The sequence below is a fragment of the Halobacteriovorax sp. GFR8 genome (genome assembly GCF_050955245.1).
Taxonomy (GTDB): domain Bacteria; phylum Bdellovibrionota; class Bacteriovoracia; order Bacteriovoracales; family Bacteriovoracaceae; genus Halobacteriovorax_A.
Window position 1 is genome coordinate 1,154,641 of the sequence record NZ_JBPBLR010000002.1, and the last position, 20,058, is coordinate 1,174,698.

The following is a 20,058-nucleotide window of genomic DNA, read 5'->3' on the forward strand; positions in this document are numbered from 1 at the left end:
AGCTAAAGTGTCTACGTCAAGGGTGGAGAGTAAAAAAATTACTTAAATTCTTAAAATCATTGAAAAAATTAGGTATAAGATAGAAATCAATTTTTTATAGAGAGGAAGGCACATGGAAAACCATGTTCAAGATATACAATTAATTTCAACAGGTGGAACAATCGAGAAGTCTTATAGTGAAAGTGACGGTTCATTAAAGAATCGCGACTCTTTTATTCGCCAGACTATTATTGACCGTCTAAGGCTTCCATATACTAAGCTTCATATTACAAATATCATTAATAAAGACTCTCTGTATTTTACTGATTATGACCGTCAGGTCCTGTTAAAAACAATTAAGGCACAGTTGGAGAAAAATATTCCACTTATCGTTCTACACGGAACTGATACCATGGCAAAGTCTGCTAAATTTGTTTACGACGCTCTAGACGGTGCAAAGGACCTACAAGTTCCTATTATTTTCACTGGCGCTATGAAGCCTATGGGATTTGTTGACAGTGATGCCTTTCAAAATGTTACAGAAAGCCTTTATGCTGCTAAAATAGCAGATGCAGGGATTTATATTTCTTTTCACGGTCAATTATTTAAGGTTCCAGGGGTGAGAAAGAATCATGCTAAGCGAACTTTTGAATATATTGAAGACTAGATCAAAGGGGGATGCAAATGGATATGCATCATGAAGAGGAAACAATTGAAGTAAGTAAGAACTTTTCTTTTATTGATTCAATGTATGAAGCGGTAAGTGCAATGAAGGGAAACCTTCCTCATTATCTGCCACTATTCTTTCTATCATTTGCGCTTAAGGCCTATGGCCTTGCATACTTTAATGTTCAAGATGATATGACTGTTATCACTGTCGCGGCCGTTAATGTCTTTGGGACAATCATTCAGTCAGTATTCATTCTTAATTTCTTTTTCTTTGCTTTTGAGAAATTACAATATCGAGTTTCAAAAGTACTCTGGGATATCCCAACGTATATGTTCTATGGCTTTTTAACATCTCTTTTGATGTTATTAGGGGCCGCTTTCTTTATCATTCCTTTTTTCTACGTGGCCTATTTCTATAGTTTCGTGGCCATGACGGCGATTCTCTTTGATAAAGAAGGAGAGTCTAATTTTGCTATCACAAAGAAGAAAGTTTCAACTCTTGGGGCAACGTACTTCTTTTATCTGGTGATGGTTTTTATCATTTCTGGAATCTCACAGGTCGTGACGAATTATGCTCCTGGAGCAGGGATTGCTATTGAATTAATTTACGTGATTTGTCTGTTATTGACTCTTATTCAAGATGTTCTAACAGGTGTTATCGTTTCTTTATTTAGAAAGGCCTAATTCTTTACACAAATTCTCGAAATTGCACATATTTAGGGCAGCTGATTTACGATCTAATTCGTAAATTCAGCTCCTTAGAGACTAATCGGCATATTTTTCAAGTTCAGGGTTAATATTTACTTAGGGTTAACTTAATTTTCGCTCATTTCGATAAGTAGAGTGAAGATTATTAACTTAAGGCCTAATAAATGATGAAGAATGTCTTAGTCTACCTATTCACACTTTCACTTTTTGTCTCTTGTATGGAGCAGCCTCGTTCTGTGCGAGATCTTGTGGAGAATCCTTCTGAAGAAGTTGGCAGTGGTGATAACGGGAGTGGCGGATCATCTGGAGGCAATAATGCTACAGATGGCGACAACGAAGTTGTTACTAGTATTCCTGAATCGACGGCCGTTGAAATCACACAAATTATTGATCCGAATACAGGGTCTTTTAAAAAGAAAGTATCGATTCCAAAAGACTTCAGAGGAAAGCTTCATTTAACAGGCCTAAATATTTCATCACTAAAGAATCGTGTTGTTAAAGGACGCTTCTTTTTTGGACGTGAAAGAACACCAATTGTTTTAGACGGTGTTGTAGGTCAAGTTCCGGGTTCTGGGATTACAGAGTTTTCGACAATTAACGTGATCACATTTGATTTAGCAGATAAGAAGTTTAACGATATTAGACTTCTGTATGATCTATTTGACTACAATGATTATGACAACGATACGGCCGAAGATGTTGAAGGTGATGCAACTAATGCAGGTCTTTACTGTCGTGGTCTTCGTTTAGAAGATGACCCAACTTTTACATCTTCAATTAGTCATCCATACTGTAATCAGGCAGGGGATGTATGTCTTTATTCTTATGCAAAAATTAAAGATCAAACTCTTTGGTATGACGAAATTGTAAATGCTGAAACAGTTTCGAAAACAAATACTCCTGTATTTGAACAAATTGATATTGAAGGGAATCTTCTTGCAAATGAATCACTAGAAACAAATCTTTATAAGTGTCTTCCTGATAAGAAAGACTCGGCGATGTTTCAAAGTCTCTTTGGTGTGAATCACCCTGCGGCCGTAGGAACAGCTCTTGCTCTAGGTGGAGGAGCTTATGACTATAGAGGCCCATATCGTATTCACAATGAAGACGAATGGGAAATTAAAGGTGCAGCAGTTTATCAGTCGGGAACAACTCCAAGTGCAATCTTTAAAGCGCCATTAGCAGGTGCTGCAGATTTCTCAAATATTGCTTCAGGTACTGGGGCCTATTTATTCCCACGTGCTGGAAAAATTAATTATCAAACAACAGGGATTCAATACTTAGGTTCACAATCACCATTTGCAAATCGTTCAGTTCAAACTTTAAACGCGGCCGGTGATACGTACTATATGGATGGTTGTAATATTAGAGCAAAGAATTATAACGCTTCAACAGGTGAGACGGTTTCAAGTTGTAACGTTACAGGAACAATTGAGCTGTTTACAATGGAAGACGGTTTTGAGGTTCAAATTGCTGAAACGAAAGAAATTAAATTACAACTTCTTAAAACAGGTCTTGGAGCTAAAGATGGTTACGACTTTAATTCACTAAAGTCATGTAGTGCAAATCGTGAATGTGGATCTGGAGAGTGTTGTTTTAATAATCGTTGTTTTTCGCGCTCAATTGTAGGGCAGTGTAGTGATGACTTTGATTCAACTGGAAACCTTCCAACTGGAAATAGCTGTGGTTCAGACTTTGACTGTGCTTCTCTTTGTTGTGATGGGACGACTAATACATGTCGTGATCATATTAATAATGACTTTGAACAAGTTCTTTGTTCAAAAGTTCCGAACCAAAGTTGTGTTTCGAAAGAGTTCTGTCGTATCGAATACGTTAGACAGTGTTACCTCATTCGCGTCAACGACCCGAATAACGCTCTTTCTTGTGAGAAGAGATGTTACTCTGTTCCAACTTTTGGCGATTGTGTAAATGGCCTTTGTAAGCCACCAATTACACCTCAGGAGCCAGCAACTCCAACGACACCTGCTGATTGTTCAGGTGAGGATGTTCTGGATTCGCCACCTTTTAACTTGAGTGATCTGTAAGGTTGCTCAAGTTTGCTGACTTTTCTATAATGCTTAAAACGATTAAGTAAGAAAAGTGGAGAAATCATGTTTAATAAAGATTGTTTCCTAGATCATATTGCGATCGCAGTTGAGAATCTAGATAATGCCGAAAAAATTTACCGTGACTTAGGTTTAGAATTTAACCACCGAGAAGTGGTTGAAGATCAGCAAGTGACGACTTCTTTTGCTCATATTGATGAAAATGCTCATGTTGAATTACTTGAACCAATTGATGGCCAAGGTCCAATTGCGAAGTATCTTGAGAAAAAAGGTCCAGGGATTCACCACATGTGTTATCGCGTTCCAGATGTTGCAAAAAAATCACAAGAGCTTAGGGACTTAGGTTATAATCTTCTCTATGAAACGCCACGCCAGGGAGCGAATAATTGTTTAGTGAACTTTATTCACCCGAAATCGACAGGTGGAGTTCTCATTGAGATTGCTCAAAAGATGTAAGGAGAAAGAATGCAAAATATTTATCTGCCGCCACTAACAAAGGTAAACAAGTATCTCATTGGGATCATTGTCGCCTCTTTTGTCATTAGCGCAGTCTTTGCACAATTTCTAAATATTTCCCTTGTTAATATTTTTGGCCTTAATGTTTCAGCACTTAAGGCCGGTCTGATTTATAAAATGGTAACTTATCCATTTGTGAATACTGGCCTATTCAATGTCGTCTTCACAGGACTTCTTTTTTGGTTTCTTGGAAGTGATCTTGAGGCACGCTGGGGAGCAAGAAGGTACGTTCAGTATATTATCATTGCTGTTCTTGTGAATGCTTTTGCTTATACTCTTTTTGCACTCTTTATGGGTGGTGCAACGATTAATTATCCATTTCATGGAATGGCATTTTTATCGTCTGCAATGTGTGTGAGTTATGCTTGTATTTATCCAGATCGTATTTTTCAATTCTTTATGATCATCCCGGTTAAGGCCAAGTACTTCTGTTTAATTCTGGCAGGGATGAATGTGTATCAAGGCTTCTTTACTCCTGGTGGAGCACAGGCTTTTGCAAATATCGCTTCAATGATCTTTGGTGCTGTATTTGTTTTAGGTTTCAGGGCACTGGGAAGCTATGTTCGTAACCAAGGCTCCCGTATTTCTCCTAAACAAGGTGGAAAGAAGGCAAGTAAGAAAAAGAAGAGTCATTTGCGCTTGGTTGATGATGAGGAGCGTCCAAACCCAGATGAGCCGAGGTTTTGGCAGTAAGCTTTTTAAGTCCCTGATATTTTTAGGGGTTTCCAAAGCAAATAACACATGATATAAAGCTACATTATTATAAATATATCAATCGTTAATTTTTTAAATAAGGAAATTCAATGAGACTTTCAAGAGCGTTACAAGAGAAAATTTTAGACCTAAGATTAAGAGATAAGCTTATCGCTGAAGGTAAAGTAACTAAGGCTCAGGTTGAAGAATACCTAAATGGATTAACTGACGAAGAGTCAAATGTTACGACAACTGACGAGTCGACAGCTCCTGGAATGAAGCAATAATTCAAAATAAATTTTTTATATAAAGGCCGCTTTTTAAGCGGCTTTTTTTTGTTCTTCTTAAATATTTTCAGTTAAAAATTCAAATAAACTAGAGGCCACTGGACCCAGTTTTCTGGCATTTAAGTAGGCGAGGTTTAGCTCGTTTATCATATGTTCTTTTGACCCCTTAAAAAGCATAAGCCTTGATTTATTATCAGAGCGCTCAATAACGTGCAGAGGTAAAACAGAGATACCAACACCTGCAAGAGTAAGACGTAAAACCCCCTGAACATCCATTAACTGTGCCTTTGGTTGTTTGTGGAAGTTCTTATTTAAGTGGTACTTAAACCAACTCGTGATAACTGGTGAGCCTTCAAGGTAAGCAATAAAGTCTAGCTCGTCTGCTTTCTTAAATTTTGCATTCTCACTCAGTCCATGTTGGGATGCATACTCATTTGAGCAGCAAAGAATAAGTCGCTCACTTGATAAATTTTTAGTCGCAATTTGTTTTGGAAAATTGAAACTATCGGTAATGGCAAAGTCTAGGCCACCATTTAAAAGAAGTTGGCTTTGTCTAGCGGCATGGTCGTAGTTAATTTGAAGAGACACTTCTGGGTGTAGTTTTAACCATTGGGCAATAATAGGTAAGAGCCTATTGTTACCAAACTCGATAGGCATCCCAATATGAAGAGTTCCCTTAAGAGTATTTTTCTTCGCTGAAACTTCTCCAAGGGCCCTTTCTAGATTCTCAAGAATTTGGCGACATTCTTTATAAAGCCTGTGGGCCTGCTCCGTTGGGAGAACCTTCTTATTAATCCGATCAAAGAGCGATATTTGGAGCAGTCCCTCAAGGGATTTGATATGCTGAGAGACTCCAGGTTGAGTCATGGCAAGGTTTTTTGCTGTTTGAGACATGTTCATCGTTTCATAAACTTCGATGAAAACGCGTAAAGTTGGAATAGAAATATAGTCAATATTCATAATTTCAATACCTTGGCCATTTTATGTCCGCTTAAGTATAACATATAATTATGGATAATGATTATTATATATAATTTCTACTAATTTATTCTTTGTTCTATAACTCCTTTCACAAGATAAGACTTTGAATTCTTTTAGAAAGGTTTAGGGAGTAGGATTATGAGTAAATTAGTTTCAGTTATTTTTCTTGCAGTACTAGCAATGAATGTAAGCGCAAAAGAAATTATTCTTAATGGTGATCTACTAGATTCTCAATCATTTAGAGGAAGAATCTTCAAAGTTATTATCACTGAGCAAAATGAAGAAATCGAATTAGTTAATGAGTACTTTGAAACTCAAAGCTGTGAAGATGGACAATTTGCTCTTAAGCAAGAAGGACTAGGTAAGTATAAGCTTGAAGCCGTTCTAAACTGTAAGAATTGGGTTGATGAGCCGAGACAACTTAACGTATGTCCAGAAATTTTCGCTCCTGTTTGTGGTGCCATTAGTGGCATCGATGGGGATGCATTTATTAGCTTTCCAAATTCGTGTGAACTATATCGTGCAAAGGCCATTTATGTAAATGAAGGCCGTTGCGAGTAATTTAAAAATTCCTTTTTTAAATTCCCATGTGTTGTTGTCTTAAGGCCCGCTTCCCTCGCGGGCCTTATAACGTTTTGGCCTTACATATTAATAAACATTCTTCTTAGCTTATTTCCATTACTATAGCGTGAATCCTTTGAATGACTTCCTTTAAGTGCAAAATGCTTTTGACGAAATTTTTCTTTTCGACGACGTTTCCCTTTTTTATAAAGTCGTGTTTTCTTTCTTAGCCTCTGCTTTCGCTCAGCTAAGTCGTATTCGGTAGAAATACTCTCTGTATTTTTACTTTGTGTTTTAAAACTAAAGCGAGCTTCAAATGCCGGAAGCCCTAGTCCTAGATAGAATAGCAGTAAGTAAGATCGCATGGAGACCTCTCAATTTAAAATTGTGTAAATGGAAAAATGAATTTTAAATGAGAGAAGTGTTCACGATAATCACCTCGGTTAATTGATTGAAATAAAGGAATGGATTTCTAAGTGATTATAGATTCATGATTTCTAAACTATAACATAGATTCGATTTAAGTGGTTATTGAACAACGAATTTTGAATAAAATACTTCCTTAACAACTTTTTTCTTAGCTAAGTAGTTGATACGCTTTTTAATTCGTCCTTCAAAAATTAGCTTACCTGAAAGAGAGTTAAGCTCATCTGGCTCAATAGATGCAGCAACATCTATAATGATATCGTAAATTTGAGGCCTGATTGGATCAAGCACCTTCGAATCTTCTTCGCTGAAGAGAACGAGGTTTATTTGAACATCGAGAAATCTGAGACGGCGAGTTGCTGAGTCTAGGTTTACAGTAATTTTATCCAAGACATAAGTTGTCGGGAAGTTGATTTGCTTGAAGTCATCTTTTAACGCTTGCATTTCTGTTGCACTGTTTGGCAGCTCTTTCTTATAGATAATATTGGTGTAAACGAAGACACCAACAGTGGCCAATGTCGTCAGTAGCAAGAGTGCAATAATAATTTGATCAAGTAATTTTCTTCCTGTCATAATACTATAATATCATAGTTATTTTGGTGATTTAACTCGCTTGTCGCTAGGTAGAAAATACTTTTTTATGAGTGTTGTATTCCGAGTGAAGCACTCGGTCTATGCACTCGCTATAAAATTTGTATAAAATAATTTGCCTGTGATTATTTATGGAGGATGAAATGGGTAAATCTAATAAGAATAAACGCAATAAGAAGTATGTAACAAACCGTAAAGAAGTGAAAAGAAGTTCTGCTATGAATACTTGGATTCTTCTGGCCATTACTGCAATTGGCGCATCAGTAGTCATCTATCTTTCTTAGAAGAAAATCAAATTCTCAATACTTGATGCGCAGCTAAAGCATGCGCATCGCTTCATTTGGCCATAAATTTTGTGATTATGGTTCAAGTTTGCTAGCATTTTACCCTTCACACATGAAAAGAATTTACTTTAAAAGAGGGAATATGTTTAAAACTTTACTCGCAATCGCTGCGGCCATTTCTACTTTCTCAGCACAGGCCGAAATCTCTGAAATTTCAAGCAATCAATCACTTCCAAAAGACTACGTAAGTACAATCAATCCAAATGCTTTTGTAGAAGAGGAAGTTACAGCTGGTGGTTTTAATGAGTTAATGAAGTATGTAGTAGCAGCTCCTTCACAAGAAGATGCTGGCTCATGTCTTTATATGTCTCACACTGGTGTAGTTGAGTGGTGGTATAACCGCCTTAATAACCTAGAGGGTGATAAGAAAATCAATTTTGCAGAACGCTACTATATGTCTTTAAAAACAAATAAGACAAATCAAGAAGAAATTGAAAATTGGAGAACTGATAATATCAGAAGAATTAATAAAAGTTCTGTGATGTTCTCTAATCAGGACTACCGCTTCACAAAAGGAAACTTTAAGAAAGTAGAGGGCAAGCGTGTCGTAACAGATGCTAATGATGAAGATGGGTCATATGGAACTCAGTTTAACTGGATTGATTTAACAGATTCAATTGACAAAAATGCTGTTGAATTCAAACTCCCAAAATTTAAAAGAGAAGTTCTTCATGTTGATGCTGATAAGGACCAATGGGCCGTAGCAAAGGCACCAGCTGATATTGTTGAAAGAATTAAGAAAGCGCTTCATAAAAGAAATGCGCCTGTTTTAGTCATTTATAATCACAAGGGATTTTGGCACGCTAATTATATTTTTGGTTATAATGACAATGCTGACACTAAAGGTTGCCCATTTGTTTCTTCTTTTAAACCACATATGGAAGAAAAACGTGATTACTACCTAGAGAAGGCAGAAAAAACGAAGAGTGAAACTTGGCGTAAGAAATACCTAGCTAATGCTGAAAAAGTTATGGCCAAGGGAAATGCGGTTCAAAAACGTTTTGAAGAAGTAGGATGTGCTTCTAAAGGTGTTTTCTACGTTCGCGATTCAATTTATCCAAATGAGAATATGCCAAAATATGATTACGATCTTGTCAAAGAAGGTGAAGAAGATTTCTTAAATGCACCACTTATTGCAAGGGAATATGCTTGGGTACAAACAACGCTAAATCATGCAATTCAAATCTACCCAGAAGGTATGGAGTAAGTTGAGATTTTTAGTACTATCTTTACTATTTCTCTTATCATTTAATACTAGTGCTACTTGTGGCACTAGTAACTCTCATGAAGTTCACGATGTGGTCTTTATTCACGGGATCGCAAGCAATAAAGGGGCCTTCGGTTATTGGGCCCAGTACCTCAATCAATACCATCCAAATGAGTGCATAAACTCACACTTCTTTGAATACGATACCGGTAATAATAAGTTAAATCTCGATGATTTTATTCAAAGTTTTGACTCTTTTATGCATGATCGATTTAAGGAGAGTCATTCTAAAATATCAATAGTCGCTCATTCTCAAGGTGGCCTCATAACCATGTTTTGGCTTAGAAATATGTATCAGGCCCAAGACCCTATCCATTTTAGAGTGAAGAATATTATGACGATGGCCACGCCGTATTACGGGGCAATTATCGCAAATCTTGGCTATTCTCTTGGTACATTTATTTTACCGATTCTTGGAAAGAAAGAATTAAAAAATATGAAGATAGGCTCAAAGAAAGTCATTGAAACGATGGAGTACTTTAAGAGTCGACAATTTTTTGAAATGATTGCAGATAAGAATTATGTGACAATTTCCGCAACTTTGGCCCCGAGTATCTTTGATATTGAGGGTGACTTTGCCGTTGCTCCATCGAGTTCTAATCCTAATCTAGTAAGTGAAGATAAGATTTCAACTCATTATAATATAGATGGAGTCCACTTGCGCTTTCGCATATTTGGAACTCCGGCCACAACACTTGTTTCAAGAAATTGTCTCATCTCACCATCACGCTGTGAGAATTCTAGTTTGGCAATTTTTGAAAAAGAGTTTCTAGGTAATCAGAAAGTTAAAATTAATTATGCGAAAGATATAAATACATTTGCAGTGTATTTAAGAACTAAGGAGAAAGGGCCTATTTGGGTTCATTCTAAAAATATTCAACGTGGTATGCGCTTTCAATTCATTCATATTAGAGATGACCTCTACTTCTATAAGGGTTATTTGTCTGATGGAGACACTAGAGGTGAGCTTATTATTACCCAAGGTCCAAGGACTTCAATCATTGAGATAAGCTCGGGGCAGACGAGTTATCTTACTCATTAACATGAAATTGGAATTCACTATATTGTGAACTAATCAAATCAAATACTTCTTTTAGACGGTAGTAATCTTGGCCTAATTTATTTTGAGCATCTTTAGTATTTGACCAATATAAACTTAAGTTTTTATCTGTATAGGTTTGAATGAACTCGTAGAGCTCATCGATATTATTTGAGTAAAAGCTTGGGAAATCAAATAAGCGGCCACACTCAACTAAGTAGTCATCAAGAGTATCAAGTCCATTGGAATTTAATTCAATTTCTCTGCGCATTTATTTCTCATTGCTAAAGGAAAATATATTGTTAGAATCAATTTATGACTAAGTTAATGAGTTTATTCGTATCCTGTCAATTGCTGTTTGGCCTTAGCTCTTATGCTTCTCATCCAAAAGTTGATCTTGCGAATCGATATCTTAAGGCCCGCAAGCAGTATTTATTAGAGTACACAACTTTTGGAGTTGATGAGTGCTTAAAGCTGCATGCCAGTAAAATTATTGCCAAAGAGGATGGCTCTGGCCGTATTGTTATTGGTACACCACGTTATTTTCAATTACTTAGTTCTTGCTTTAAAAATATCACCAATACTTGTTACGGTGAGAATTGCATTGTGTCACGTTCCATGTCCAAGCGCCTAAAGAATGTCGACCATGTGGATTCCATCTTGAACAGTCTATGATTTCAATTGTTTTTCCTTAAAAATTTCATCTTAGAAAGTGTCATTTCCTATTTAAAAAGCTATAATAACGCTCAACTAAGTTATTTTAAATACGTTTAATTACCCAAAGGAATTTACATGACTGTTCGTGTTCGTTTTGCACCTTCTCCAACTGGCTACCTACACATTGGTGGCGCTCGTACCGCTCTTTATAGCTACCTATTTGCAAAGGCAAATGGTGGTAAGTATATCTTAAGAATTGAAGATACTGACCTTGAAAGATCAAAGCGTGAGTATGAAGAAGCACAGATTGCTGATCTTAAGTGGATGGGAATTGAGCACGATGAAGGCCCAGATAAGGGTGGTGACTTTGGTCCATATCGTCAGTCTGAAAGACTTGATATTTATAAAGATATTGCTTGGGATTTTGTCAAACGTGGCCTTGCTTACCCTTGTTTCTTAACAAGTATCGAGCTAGAGCGTTTGACTGAAAAAGCAACAAATGAAAATAAAGACCCACATGCATATCACGGACAATACCGTGACCTTGATCCAGCTGAAGCACAAAAGAGAATTGATGCTGGTGAAGAGTATGTTATTCGTTTTAAGAATCCAGGAAAGACTTGGGAATTTACAGACCTTGTAAAAGGGCACGTTAAATTTCCTGAGAATATGGTAGGGGACTTCGTTATCTTAAGAGCTAATGGAATGCCTGTTTATAACTTCTGTTGTGTTGTTGATGATGCAAAGATGGAAATGACTCATGTTTTCCGTGCAGAAGAACACTTAAACAATACTTGTCGCCAACTTATGATCTACGATGCAATGGGTGTTACACCTCCAAATTTTGGTCACGTATCACTTCTTATTGGTCACGATCGTCAAAAGCTTTCAAAGCGTCACGGTGCAACTTCGGTAACACAATACAAAGATCAAGGTTATCTTCCAGAGGCCTTAGCAAATTACCTATGTCTTCTTGGTTGGTCACACCCAGATGAGACGGATATTTTTGATGTTAATGAGCTTGGCGATAAATTTGGTTATGAGAGATTTTCTAAATCGTCAGCAATGTATGATATTGCAAAGCTTAACTTTTTTAACGAGCAGTGGCTAAGAAAATTAGATGACAAAGATATTGCAGCTGGCTTTGATCGTTTTATTCCTGAGGGGAGTGATTACCATAAGCAAGACGTCGCTTGGAAAGTTAAGTTTGCAGCTCTTATGAAAGAGAAGGTCCAGCTGTTTAGCAATATTATTGAACATCTTCCGATTTTCTTTGATGCTGGAGTGGATGCGGACGACCAATATAATGAGGCGCTTACTTGGGAGACAACTCCACAAATTAAGGAATATCTAAAAGCACAACTTGCTGATCAAACGACTAACGTTACTGAAGATCAAGTTGGTGAGTGGATGAACTACTTAAAGAAAGAATTAAAAATTAAAGGTAAGCCACTTTTTATGGGAACACGAGTTTGTCTGACAGGACGAGCGCATGGGCCAGATTTAAAAACTGTTGTGGCACTTACTCCAATTGAAATAATTAAAGAGAGATTAGCGTAATGAATTTTTTTGAAGAATTAGAAGCAAGAGGGATTGTAAATCAGTACTCACATGAAGAATTAAAAGAAATCTTAAATGATAAGAAAATTTCTTTTTATTGTGGTTATGATCCAACGGCAAAATCTCTTCAATTAGGAAATTTATTTGCGGTTGTAACGATGATGCGCCTCCAAAGACAAGGGCATAAGCCTTACGTTCTTGTTGGTGGAGCAACTGGAATGATTGGAGATCCTTCAGGTAAGAGTGATGAAAGAAATCTTCAATCTGAAGATCAAGTTTTAAAAAATCTTGAGGGCCAAAAAGCACAGCTTATGAATCTATTAGATTTTGAAGGCGAGAATGCGGCCACTATGGTTAACAATATTGACTGGATTGGGAAATTTTCTTTCTTAGAATTCTTAAGGGACGTTGGAAAGAGATTCCGTGTTGGTGAAATGCTTGCTAAAGATTCTGTTAAGTCACGTATTAGTTCTGAAGTAGGAATTAGTTATACTGAATTCACATACCAGGTTATTCAGGGTTATGACTTCGCTCACCTTAATAAAGAATATGATGTAAGTCTTCAGATTGGTGGAGCTGATCAATGGGGAAATATGACGGCGGGAATGGATCTTACTCGTAAGATGCATCAGAAACCTGCTTTCTGTATGACTATTCCTCTTCTGACTGATTCAAATGGTAAGAAGTTCGGAAAGTCTGAAGGTGGAGCAATCTATCTTGATCCAACAATGACGTCTCCTTATAAGATGTACCAATTCCTACTTAACTCTGATGATTCTTCAGTAATTAAGTATCTTAAAACTTTAACTTTCTTAACTCTAGAAGAAATTGCTGAGTACGAAAAATTAGTAGAAACTGAACCTCATTTAAGGGCCGCACAAAAGCGTCTTGCAGAGGAGATTGTAACTCTTGTTCACGGGAAAGAAGGTATTGAGGCCGCTCAAAAAGCAACAGACTTTTTCTTTGGAAAAGTAATTGAAAATACAACAGATGCTGAACTTGCAGGTATTTTTGATGACGTTCCATCAGTAGAGCTTGATAAATCTCAATTAGGTGAAATTAGCTACTTAGATATGTTAGCGGCCACTCCTTTATTTAAATCTAAGGGAGAGGCAAGAAAAATGGTCACTCAAAACGGTGTTGCTATTAATAATATTAAAAATGCAGATATCGAACACATGATAACTACTTCAGATCTGGCGAGTGAGTCTTGTCTGATTCTTAAGAAAGGGAAGAAGAACTATTGTGTGGTAAAATTCGTATAGAACGAGAACTAGACGGTATATGAATACACAGCAACTTATCGATTTATTAATGCTTGGTAGTTTTGAAGAGCAAAATGTTCGTGTTGCTGTGTTTGATGATGAGGCCCGCTTCCTCTATGTTTCAACAACTCTTTTTGGCTTTTCAGAAGATTATATTGGCATGAGTGTCTATGATTACTACAAGGGCCACTTGAGTGAAGGTGAAGTAGAAAAAGTAAAACGATCTTTTGCGAAAGCGCTAGATGGTGAGTTTTGTAGTGAGCAAGTCATTCTAACGAATCGTTTTAATCAAGAGACCATTACTTGGGATGTGGAGTTCAATCCCTTCTTAGATGATGATGGAAATAAAAGAGTTCTTTCTAAAATACGCCCATACGAAGTTAATTTGACCACTAGTTCAACGAATTTCTTTATTCGAGAAATGGTTGAACAAAGTTCTGATATTTTTACTGTTTTTGATAAGGATTATAACTTTGTTTATGTCTCAAAGGTCGACGCTACTTGGAATGATAAGCCTTTAGTGGGACAAAATATTAAAGACGTTGTTAGTGGAAAGAATCTTAAGAAGTTCTATCAACGAGCAGAACGTGCAAAGAAGTCTATCGGCGAAATTATCACAGATACTGTCTTTATCGAAATTGATGAAGATGAAGAGTCGGTATTTGAATGCTCGATGGAGTATCATGATTTTAATCAACTTGGTCACTTCTTTCTTGACCGTACGGCCGATGTGACCGAAAGATTTCGTCGAAATCGTGAAATCGAATCTCAGAAAGCTACAATTGATAAAATGAGCAAGTGGACAGCTCTTGGACAGATGGCCGCCAACATCGCCCATGAGGTAAATAACCCTCTTGCTATTATTGAACTTCAAGTTCAGGCCATAGAGCGTCGAGGTGAAAAGATCACTTCAGATCAGCTCTTAGAGAAGATTCGTTCAATTGGTGATCAGAAAAACCGTATCGCAAATATTGTGAGTTCCCTTAATATCTACTCTCAAGATGATCGCTCAATGCGTGAAATGACAAGTCTTTCATCAATTATACACGACTCAATTGCCTTGTTTAAAACAGGTCTTGTTGATGAAAACCTACGTATTGTGTTTTCAAATGATGCGGATTCAGATCTCGTTACGATTAATTCATCAGAAGTTATACAGGTGCTAATCAACTTATTTAATAACTCACACGATGCTATTGCTGGACTTAAAGAACAATGGATTGAAATCAATCTTCTTGATGATACAGACCATGTCGTTGTTGAGGTTCTCGATAGTGGCCAAGGAATTGAAAAAGATATTGCTCAGAAAATCTTTAACCGCTTTTATACAACTAAAACCAAAGAAAAGGGAACAGGTCTCGGCTTAAATATCAGCCGTGAAATTATTATGGATCATGGTGGTACTCTTACTTATGACCCTGACTCAGAGTACACTACCTTTATGATCACCCTTCCAAAGTCAGAACTTCTTTAGTTCGTTGTTCCCGTATGAATCCCTAGTACTGAGCAAGAGGCCTTTGCCATAATCTGGTCATCTTCAGTCCCAAATACATGAAACCATCTATGCTTCTTATTTGAATTGAATACGAGTAGATCATATTCAACTGTAAGCGTCTCTAGAGTGTCAATTTTGTCGAGATACTTAATGATATGCCCAGTTGTTCTAACCGTCATATCATCACTGATTAAGCGTATATACTCTTCAACTTGCGATGTCTCTTCAATCGTAAGATCTTTATCAGTGAGATAGATAAAAGTAATTTCTGCCTTGTGGGCCTCTGCTATTTGCTGGGCCGCCTGAATCAGGGTGACATCATTAGAATTCTGATCAATGAGAACCATAATCTTTCTCATATAACGAACACCATTGTCTCTAAAGATGGCAAGGTGACAATTTAGATGTGATCTAAGCCATGCAACAGGACTTTGAGTTGTGAAAGTATCTCGAAGGCGTCCTTTCCATTCCATAAAGAGCCAATTGCAATGAAGTCTTTGGCCAATTTCAAATATAGACTTTGAGAGGTCGTGAGTGACGATAGGATCAAAGTTAATAGGTGTCGATTTTTCAATGGCCATGGCAATAACTCGGCGTCGAAGGGATCTAAGTTTAGGATCCTCATCGGTAAAGTCATTCAGATCTGTTTGTTCAGGGGCTTCTGTTAAGTGGGCGACTTCAATATGTTCGCCACCAGCTAGTGTCGTTCCCATGTCAATTAGCATTTCTGGAGATCTCTCATTACCAACAAGTGCAACGACAACATTAGCATCTTGGTCAAGGCTTAGCTTTTCAGAAGCCGCTGGTGCTGGGAATTGAGCTTCGTTAACAAGGTCTGTTCTCTTTCCTCTTATTCCAAGTACACCTTTTCGACTCACTCGTCCCTTTGCGTAGAAGAGATAGATTAAGATACCTGGGACAGAAATCGAGACAAGCCCAATTACAGCAAGGTCCTTCATCATAACAAGTAAGTAGAGCGTTGAAATGATTCCAAAAATTTGAACATATGGGTAGAGAGGCGACTTATAAGTCGGCTTATACCATTGAATATGTGTCTCTCTTAGAGCAATAACTGCAATATTCTCAATCATATAAATTGTTAGAATAAAGGCCGAAGCAAGCTTTGCAATTTTAGCAATATTCAAAAAGTAGATTGCACAGGCGACAACTAGGCCTGAGGCAAGGATACTCCATACTGGTGTTAGGAACCTACGGTCAAGGTGACCAAATAGTCTTGGGATTAAGTAATCGCGACTCATGGCAAATGGAAAACGAGAGGCCGCAAGAAGGCCAGCGTTCGCCATGGAAGTCATGGTTAGGATGGCAAGAATCGCCATGATCATCCCAAATCCCTTTCCTCCAAACTCATAGGCCAGAGTATAAATAGGTCTTAGGTTATTCTTTAACTGTTCTATTGGTAAGTACTTAGCAAGGGCCAGGGTTGTGACACAATAAAGGAGTGTGACAATCAAAAGAGATAATAGGATTCCTCTAGGGAGGTTCTTTTCTGGCGTTTTAATTTCTTCTGCAATGGCCGCGACCTTTGTAACACCTGCATATGAAATAAAAACTAGACCTGCGGCCAAGAGAATTGAGTCCATATGTGAAAATGAAAATGGAATACCTGTGATAACTTGGGCCGTTGAGAGAGTTCCAATATTTAATACAGTAAGGCCAATTGTGGAAAGAAGAACAACGGCGATAAGAAGGCCACTAACTTTTCCAACTCCAACAATATTTAATATTGTAATAATTGCTGTGAGAATGAGAGCAAAGTTCTTAAGATCAAAACCTGCACTTATAGCACCAAGGTAGGCACCAAATCCCATAAGAGCAAACGCGGCCTTAAGCAGCAGTGAGATCCAAAGACCTAGGCCTGCAATAGTTCCGGCCATTGGCCCAAACGTTCTTTCAATATAAATATAAGTACCACCTGAAGCCGGCATGGCCGTGGCAAGTTCTGATTTAGATAGTGCTGCTGGAAGAACACAGAGTCCGGCCAGTAAATACGAGATCCATACGTATGGACCTGTCACTTCGAATGCAAGGCCTGGTAGAACAAAGATTCCAGATCCAAGCATTGATGCAATACTGATTGAAATAACTGATGAGAGTCCTAAGTTTCTTTCAAGTTTCTTCAAATAAATTCCCTTATTCTAATTTGAGTATTTGGGCATTATCACTCAAAAGATAGGGATTGTTAATAAAAATAGGTATTTGGACTAGAGTTCGTTTAAAATCTCTTCTAGAGTTTTCTTTACTAAATCACGCTTAGAGTCAAGATCTTGGTCGACTTCAAATGCCTTAAGGGATGCACCGATTTTAAGAAAGTTATAGCATGAGAAACTTCCGGCCATTTTATGCAGGACCTGACGTAGTTCATTTTCTTGCATCGTTGCAATTTTTGGCAGGAGGTAATTAATTTCTGTTTTCTTAGATGCCTTAAACTTAGGAAGAAGTTTTTGAATATGTGAATTGAGACTCTTTTCCATGATATCACCTTGTGGGATATTTGAGGGAGCATTAGGCTCCCTCAATAGTGTCGAGTACTATTTTTTTACAGTTTTTCTTGTGGTTTTCTTAGTTGCTTTTTTGGCCGCAGCCTTCTTTGCTGGAGCTTTTTTTGCAGCTACCTTTTTGGTCGCTTTTTTGGCCGTCTTCTTTGCCGTTTTCTTTGGGGCCGCTTTTTTCGCCGGAGCTTTCTTTGCTGCCGCTTTTTTCTTTACGACTTTCTTTGCCGTTTTGGCCTTCTTCTTAATTGTGGCTTCGGCCTCTTTGACTTTCTTTGTTGCAGTTTTTTTGGCTTTTTTCATTTCATCTTTAAGATACTTATCAAGTGTCTTTTGAAGCTTTTGAACATCTTTGATGTGTCCATCAAGATATTTTTTAGCGGCCTTTACTTCTTTTTGAATTGTTGAATCAACAAATTTTTCAACTTTCTTCTTTTCTTTTTGTAGAGTTAGGACAACTTTTTTAACGTCCTTATCCATTACGTTGCGGGCCTCTTTCTCAACTTGACCGATAAAGTTCAGCACGTTCTTTTCTACTTCTTTTACAGATTTATTAGCAATAACATTATCAACCATTGCTTTTACATCATCGAAAGAATTAACTACTTTTTCAAATGTCTTATTCATTTTTTCTTACTCCCTAAATCAATAGACTAGTCTAAATTAAAATCAACCTTCTTACATATCGGCACACGTCTTCCAAAACCAAAGCTTTTATCTTTAAGTTTTAAAATAGGACAGAACTGCTGCCTTTTGTACTCACTATTTAATATCAGTTTAATGACTCTTTCAACTTCAGTTTTGTTTAACCCAAGCTTAAGAAGGTCTTCCATGTCGTAACGATAAGAAAGGTATGATTCTAATATCATATCGAGGGTATCGTATGGAGGTAAAGAATCTTCATCTTTTTGCTCGGCCCTAAGCTCAGCACTTGGTGGCCTCTCAATTACAGCGGCCGGAATAATATTGTTGAAGTTCTTATTGATATGCCTTGATAGGGCGAAAACTTCACTCTTATAGAGGTCCCCAAGAATACTTAGCGCCCCAACCGAGTCTCCATATAGAGTTGAGTAACCAACAGCAAGTTCAGACTTATTAGATGTGTTGATAACCATCGCTCCAGTTTGGTTTGAACGTGCATACAGTAAGGCACCTCTAAGGCGTGATTGAATATTCTCATCGGCCAGTCCTGATAGTGGCTCTAGCGAGTCTTGAAATAGGTTTTGTACTGATGAGTGTAGAAACTTAATTGGTACATTATGCAGCTTTACTCCAAGATTCTTACATAGCTCTTCGCTGATCTCCCAGCTAAGTCCTGCCGAAAACTTTGAAGGCATATAAATAGCTTCGACCTCTTGGCCAGGACGAAGAAATAATTTCACTAGCGTTAGGACAAGGGCCGAGTCAATTCCACCCGAAAGGGCAACTAGAAATTTATTCATGCCACATTTTCTGGCATAGTCTTGGAGACCTAAGTTGATGGCACCTAAGATTGCATCGAGCTTTTCTTCACTCAATGGCCTAAGCCTTGCTCCATTAGGAGTCTTCTCAATATGAGGGCCAAAAAGGGATTCCCATGAGTGTTTCCCCTGAGGTGCTGCTCCTAGCTTTTGCATTTTGACAGCTGGACCAACCTCAACTTCCATAGTATCGGCCACAAATGACTTGGCCTTGGCAATAACTGCTGTGCCATTGACGACAAAGCTTGCACCATCAAAGATGATCTCGTCTTCGGCCCCAACTTTATTAACGTAGTAAAAAGGGATATCAAATGCCTTTGAAATTTCACTGGCCCTTTTAAGGCGCTTATCTTCTTTATCGATATTCCAAGGCGATGCACTTAGATTGATGACACCATTTAGACTTTCACCTTGGGCCTTATCCATTAAGAGCTGGAGCGGGTCAATTGCATACTGCTTTGAGTGCCACATATCTTCACAAATAAGTAGGCCAAATTTGTAATCACCAAGAGTCCAAATTGTCGCAGAATCTCCTGGTGTATAGTATTTCGTTTCATCAAAAATATCATAGGCCGGCAGCAGGCATTTTTTATAGATATCATTTAGGTTTGAATCTTTTGTGACTTCATAAATAACGTTATAGATATTTGATGGAATCTCATGATTCTCTTCAAAGTCATAACGAATCCCACCGATTAACATGGCCGTATGATCTTCAAAATCTGTCTTAGCAAATAATTCTTTTAGAGCATCTAATAATTCGTGATATTCGCGAATAAATGTTTTTTGTAGAACTAAATCCTGAAGAGGGTATCCTGTTAAAAATGTCTCAGGAAAGATGTGAATCTTATTCTGAAAGCCTTGAGATTGAACAAGGTTCTCTATGTATTTGTAAACTTGTGTAAAGTTGCCAATGGTGTGATCGGTTTGATGAATGACTATTTGCATTGCGTCGTCTCTATGTTAATAATATACGTTAAATAC

General features: G+C 37.5%; 22 protein-coding genes. 14 read left to right on the forward strand and 8 right to left on the reverse strand.

The window, feature by feature from the left end:
* The first annotated feature begins 112 nt into the window (after positions 1 to 112).
* The 6 genes from ACRXC1_RS06075 to ACRXC1_RS06100 all read left to right on the forward strand — a co-directional run bounded on the left by ACRXC1_RS06075 (position 113) and on the right by ACRXC1_RS06100 (position 4,918).
* Entirely contained in the window at positions 113 to 646 is a 534-nt protein-coding gene (locus ACRXC1_RS06075) for an asparaginase domain-containing protein (RefSeq protein WP_392856029.1), read from the forward strand.
* A gap of 17 nt (positions 647 to 663) precedes the next feature.
* Complete coding sequence (locus ACRXC1_RS06080) at positions 664 to 1,332, forward strand: hypothetical protein (RefSeq protein ID WP_433657304.1); 669 nt, start codon at positions 664 to 666, stop codon at positions 1,330 to 1,332.
* A gap of 188 nt (positions 1,333 to 1,520) precedes the next feature.
* Complete coding sequence (locus ACRXC1_RS06085) at positions 1,521 to 3,401, forward strand: hypothetical protein (RefSeq protein WP_433657306.1); 1,881 nt, start codon at positions 1,521 to 1,523, stop codon at positions 3,399 to 3,401.
* Between the two features lie 66 nt (positions 3,402 to 3,467).
* The gene (gene mce / locus ACRXC1_RS06090; RefSeq protein ID WP_433657308.1) at positions 3,468 to 3,878 is read left to right on the forward strand and encodes a methylmalonyl-CoA epimerase; all 411 of its coding nucleotides are present in this window, start codon (positions 3,468 to 3,470) and stop codon (positions 3,876 to 3,878) included.
* 9 nt (positions 3,879 to 3,887) lie between these two features.
* On the forward strand, positions 3,888 to 4,631 hold the full coding sequence (locus ACRXC1_RS06095) for a rhomboid family intramembrane serine protease (RefSeq protein ID WP_433657310.1): 744 nt from the start codon (positions 3,888 to 3,890) through the stop codon (positions 4,629 to 4,631).
* A 110-nt stretch (positions 4,632 to 4,741) separates the two neighbouring features.
* A complete protein-coding gene (locus ACRXC1_RS06100) occupies positions 4,742 to 4,918 on the forward strand; it encodes a hypothetical protein (RefSeq protein WP_433657312.1) in 177 nt (58 codons plus the stop codon).
* 57 nt (positions 4,919 to 4,975) lie between these two features.
* Here the strand turns inward: ACRXC1_RS06100 and ACRXC1_RS06105 are convergent, their stop codons facing one another.
* Entirely contained in the window at positions 4,976 to 5,878 is a 903-nt protein-coding gene (locus ACRXC1_RS06105; protein ID WP_433657314.1) for a LysR family transcriptional regulator, read from the reverse strand.
* Positions 5,879 to 6,037: 159 nt separating this feature from the next.
* Here ACRXC1_RS06105 and ACRXC1_RS06110 point away from each other — a divergent pair, with 159 nt between their 5' ends.
* A complete protein-coding gene (locus tag ACRXC1_RS06110; RefSeq protein ID WP_433657316.1) occupies positions 6,038 to 6,460 on the forward strand; it encodes a hypothetical protein in 423 nt (140 codons plus the stop codon).
* 80 nt (positions 6,461 to 6,540) lie between these two features.
* Here the strand turns inward: ACRXC1_RS06110 and ACRXC1_RS06115 are convergent, their stop codons facing one another.
* Both ACRXC1_RS06115 and ACRXC1_RS06120 read right to left on the reverse strand, forming a co-directional pair.
* Positions 6,541 to 6,825 carry a hypothetical protein gene (locus ACRXC1_RS06115; protein WP_433657318.1) on the reverse strand — a complete coding sequence of 95 codons (285 nt, stop codon included), beginning with the start codon at positions 6,823 to 6,825 and terminating at the stop codon, positions 6,541 to 6,543.
* Positions 6,826 to 6,988: 163 nt separating this feature from the next.
* The gene (locus tag ACRXC1_RS06120; protein WP_433657319.1) at positions 6,989 to 7,459 is read right to left on the reverse strand and encodes a flagellar basal body-associated FliL family protein; all 471 of its coding nucleotides are present in this window, start codon (positions 7,457 to 7,459) and stop codon (positions 6,989 to 6,991) included.
* A 161-nt stretch (positions 7,460 to 7,620) separates the two neighbouring features.
* Between ACRXC1_RS06120 and ACRXC1_RS06125 the strand changes: the two genes are divergently transcribed.
* The 3 genes from ACRXC1_RS06125 (at position 7,621) to ACRXC1_RS06135 (ending at position 10,130) form a co-directional block, all read left to right on the forward strand.
* Entirely contained in the window at positions 7,621 to 7,761 is a 141-nt protein-coding gene (locus ACRXC1_RS06125) for a hypothetical protein (RefSeq protein ID WP_433657321.1), read from the forward strand.
* A 142-nt stretch (positions 7,762 to 7,903) separates the two neighbouring features.
* Complete coding sequence (locus ACRXC1_RS06130) at positions 7,904 to 9,028, forward strand: hypothetical protein (protein ID WP_433657323.1); 1,125 nt, start codon at positions 7,904 to 7,906, stop codon at positions 9,026 to 9,028.
* Position 9,029: 1 nt separating this feature from the next.
* Entirely contained in the window at positions 9,030 to 10,130 is a 1,101-nt protein-coding gene (locus tag ACRXC1_RS06135) for an esterase/lipase family protein (RefSeq protein ID WP_433657325.1), read from the forward strand.
* Here the strand turns inward: ACRXC1_RS06135 and ACRXC1_RS06140 are convergent.
* Positions 10,120 to 10,398 (reverse strand): barstar family protein, encoded by a 279-nt coding sequence (locus ACRXC1_RS06140; RefSeq protein ID WP_392907752.1) that lies wholly within the window; start codon positions 10,396 to 10,398, stop codon positions 10,120 to 10,122. The genes ACRXC1_RS06135 and ACRXC1_RS06140 overlap by 11 nt on opposite strands.
* Before the next feature lie 44 nt (positions 10,399 to 10,442).
* Here ACRXC1_RS06140 and ACRXC1_RS06145 point away from each other — a divergent pair, with 44 nt between their 5' ends.
* From ACRXC1_RS06145 to ACRXC1_RS06160, 4 genes are all read left to right on the forward strand, one after another.
* Positions 10,443 to 10,802, forward strand: a complete 360-nt coding sequence (locus tag ACRXC1_RS06145; protein WP_392907754.1) for a hypothetical protein — start codon at positions 10,443 to 10,445, stop codon at positions 10,800 to 10,802.
* A 117-nt stretch (positions 10,803 to 10,919) separates the two neighbouring features.
* Positions 10,920 to 12,344 carry a glutamate--tRNA ligase gene (gltX, locus tag ACRXC1_RS06150; protein ID WP_393061207.1) on the forward strand — a complete coding sequence of 475 codons (1,425 nt, stop codon included), beginning with the start codon at positions 10,920 to 10,922 and terminating at the stop codon, positions 12,342 to 12,344.
* Positions 12,344 to 13,609 (forward strand): tyrosine--tRNA ligase, encoded by a 1,266-nt coding sequence (gene tyrS / locus ACRXC1_RS06155; protein WP_433657328.1) that lies wholly within the window; start codon positions 12,344 to 12,346, stop codon positions 13,607 to 13,609. The genes gltX and tyrS overlap by 1 nt, the downstream gene beginning before the upstream one ends.
* Positions 13,610 to 13,628: 19 nt before the next feature.
* On the forward strand, positions 13,629 to 15,083 hold the full coding sequence (locus ACRXC1_RS06160; RefSeq protein WP_433657330.1) for an ATP-binding protein: 1,455 nt from the start codon (positions 13,629 to 13,631) through the stop codon (positions 15,081 to 15,083).
* Here ACRXC1_RS06160 and ACRXC1_RS06165 read toward each other — a convergent pair.
* The 4 genes from ACRXC1_RS06165 to ACRXC1_RS06180 all read right to left on the reverse strand — a co-directional run bounded on the left by ACRXC1_RS06165 (position 15,080) and on the right by ACRXC1_RS06180 (position 20,022).
* Entirely contained in the window at positions 15,080 to 17,245 is a 2,166-nt protein-coding gene (locus tag ACRXC1_RS06165) for an amino acid permease (protein WP_433657332.1), read from the reverse strand. The genes ACRXC1_RS06160 and ACRXC1_RS06165 overlap by 4 nt on opposite strands.
* Positions 17,246 to 17,326: 81 nt before the next feature.
* Positions 17,327 to 17,596: a hypothetical protein gene (locus ACRXC1_RS06170; RefSeq protein ID WP_392907765.1), complete on the reverse strand. Its 270-nt coding sequence runs from the start codon at positions 17,594 to 17,596 to the stop codon at positions 17,327 to 17,329.
* A 57-nt stretch (positions 17,597 to 17,653) separates the two neighbouring features.
* Positions 17,654 to 18,241, reverse strand: coding sequence for a hypothetical protein (locus ACRXC1_RS06175; protein WP_433657335.1), 588 nt, complete (start codon positions 18,239 to 18,241; stop codon positions 17,654 to 17,656).
* A 26-nt stretch (positions 18,242 to 18,267) separates the two neighbouring features.
* Positions 18,268 to 20,022: an NAD+ synthase gene (locus ACRXC1_RS06180; protein WP_433657337.1), complete on the reverse strand. Its 1,755-nt coding sequence runs from the start codon at positions 20,020 to 20,022 to the stop codon at positions 18,268 to 18,270.
* Positions 20,023 to 20,058 lie beyond the last annotated feature (36 nt).

Coding starts and splice junctions, on each gene's coding strand:
- ACRXC1_RS06160 (WP_433657330.1), top strand. CDS start 13,629: ATGAATACACAGCAACTTATCGATTTATTAATGCTTGGTAGTTTTGAA.
- ACRXC1_RS06170 (WP_392907765.1), bottom strand. CDS start 17,596: ATGGAAAAGAGTCTCAATTCACATATTCAAAAACTTCTTCCTAAGTTT.
- tyrS (WP_433657328.1), top strand. CDS start 12,344: ATGAATTTTTTTGAAGAATTAGAAGCAAGAGGGATTGTAAATCAGTAC.
- ACRXC1_RS06130 (WP_433657323.1), top strand. CDS start 7,904: ATGTTTAAAACTTTACTCGCAATCGCTGCGGCCATTTCTACTTTCTCA.
- ACRXC1_RS06125 (WP_433657321.1), top strand. CDS start 7,621: ATGGGTAAATCTAATAAGAATAAACGCAATAAGAAGTATGTAACAAAC.
- ACRXC1_RS06110 (WP_433657316.1), top strand. CDS start 6,038: ATGAGTAAATTAGTTTCAGTTATTTTTCTTGCAGTACTAGCAATGAAT.
- ACRXC1_RS06145 (WP_392907754.1), top strand. CDS start 10,443: ATGACTAAGTTAATGAGTTTATTCGTATCCTGTCAATTGCTGTTTGGC.
- ACRXC1_RS06120 (WP_433657319.1), bottom strand. CDS start 7,459: ATGACAGGAAGAAAATTACTTGATCAAATTATTATTGCACTCTTGCTA.
- ACRXC1_RS06080 (WP_433657304.1), top strand. CDS start 664: ATGGATATGCATCATGAAGAGGAAACAATTGAAGTAAGTAAGAACTTT.
- ACRXC1_RS06115 (WP_433657318.1), bottom strand. CDS start 6,825: ATGCGATCTTACTTACTGCTATTCTATCTAGGACTAGGGCTTCCGGCA.
- ACRXC1_RS06085 (WP_433657306.1), top strand. CDS start 1,521: ATGATGAAGAATGTCTTAGTCTACCTATTCACACTTTCACTTTTTGTC.
- mce (WP_433657308.1), top strand. CDS start 3,468: ATGTTTAATAAAGATTGTTTCCTAGATCATATTGCGATCGCAGTTGAG.
- gltX (WP_393061207.1), top strand. CDS start 10,920: ATGACTGTTCGTGTTCGTTTTGCACCTTCTCCAACTGGCTACCTACAC.
- ACRXC1_RS06180 (WP_433657337.1), bottom strand. CDS start 20,022: ATGCAAATAGTCATTCATCAAACCGATCACACCATTGGCAACTTTACA.
- ACRXC1_RS06105 (WP_433657314.1), bottom strand. CDS start 5,878: ATGAATATTGACTATATTTCTATTCCAACTTTACGCGTTTTCATCGAA.
- ACRXC1_RS06175 (WP_433657335.1), bottom strand. CDS start 18,241: ATGAATAAGACATTTGAAAAAGTAGTTAATTCTTTCGATGATGTAAAA.
- ACRXC1_RS06140 (WP_392907752.1), bottom strand. CDS start 10,398: ATGCGCAGAGAAATTGAATTAAATTCCAATGGACTTGATACTCTTGAT.
- ACRXC1_RS06075 (WP_392856029.1), top strand. CDS start 113: ATGGAAAACCATGTTCAAGATATACAATTAATTTCAACAGGTGGAACA.
- ACRXC1_RS06100 (WP_433657312.1), top strand. CDS start 4,742: ATGAGACTTTCAAGAGCGTTACAAGAGAAAATTTTAGACCTAAGATTA.
- ACRXC1_RS06095 (WP_433657310.1), top strand. CDS start 3,888: ATGCAAAATATTTATCTGCCGCCACTAACAAAGGTAAACAAGTATCTC.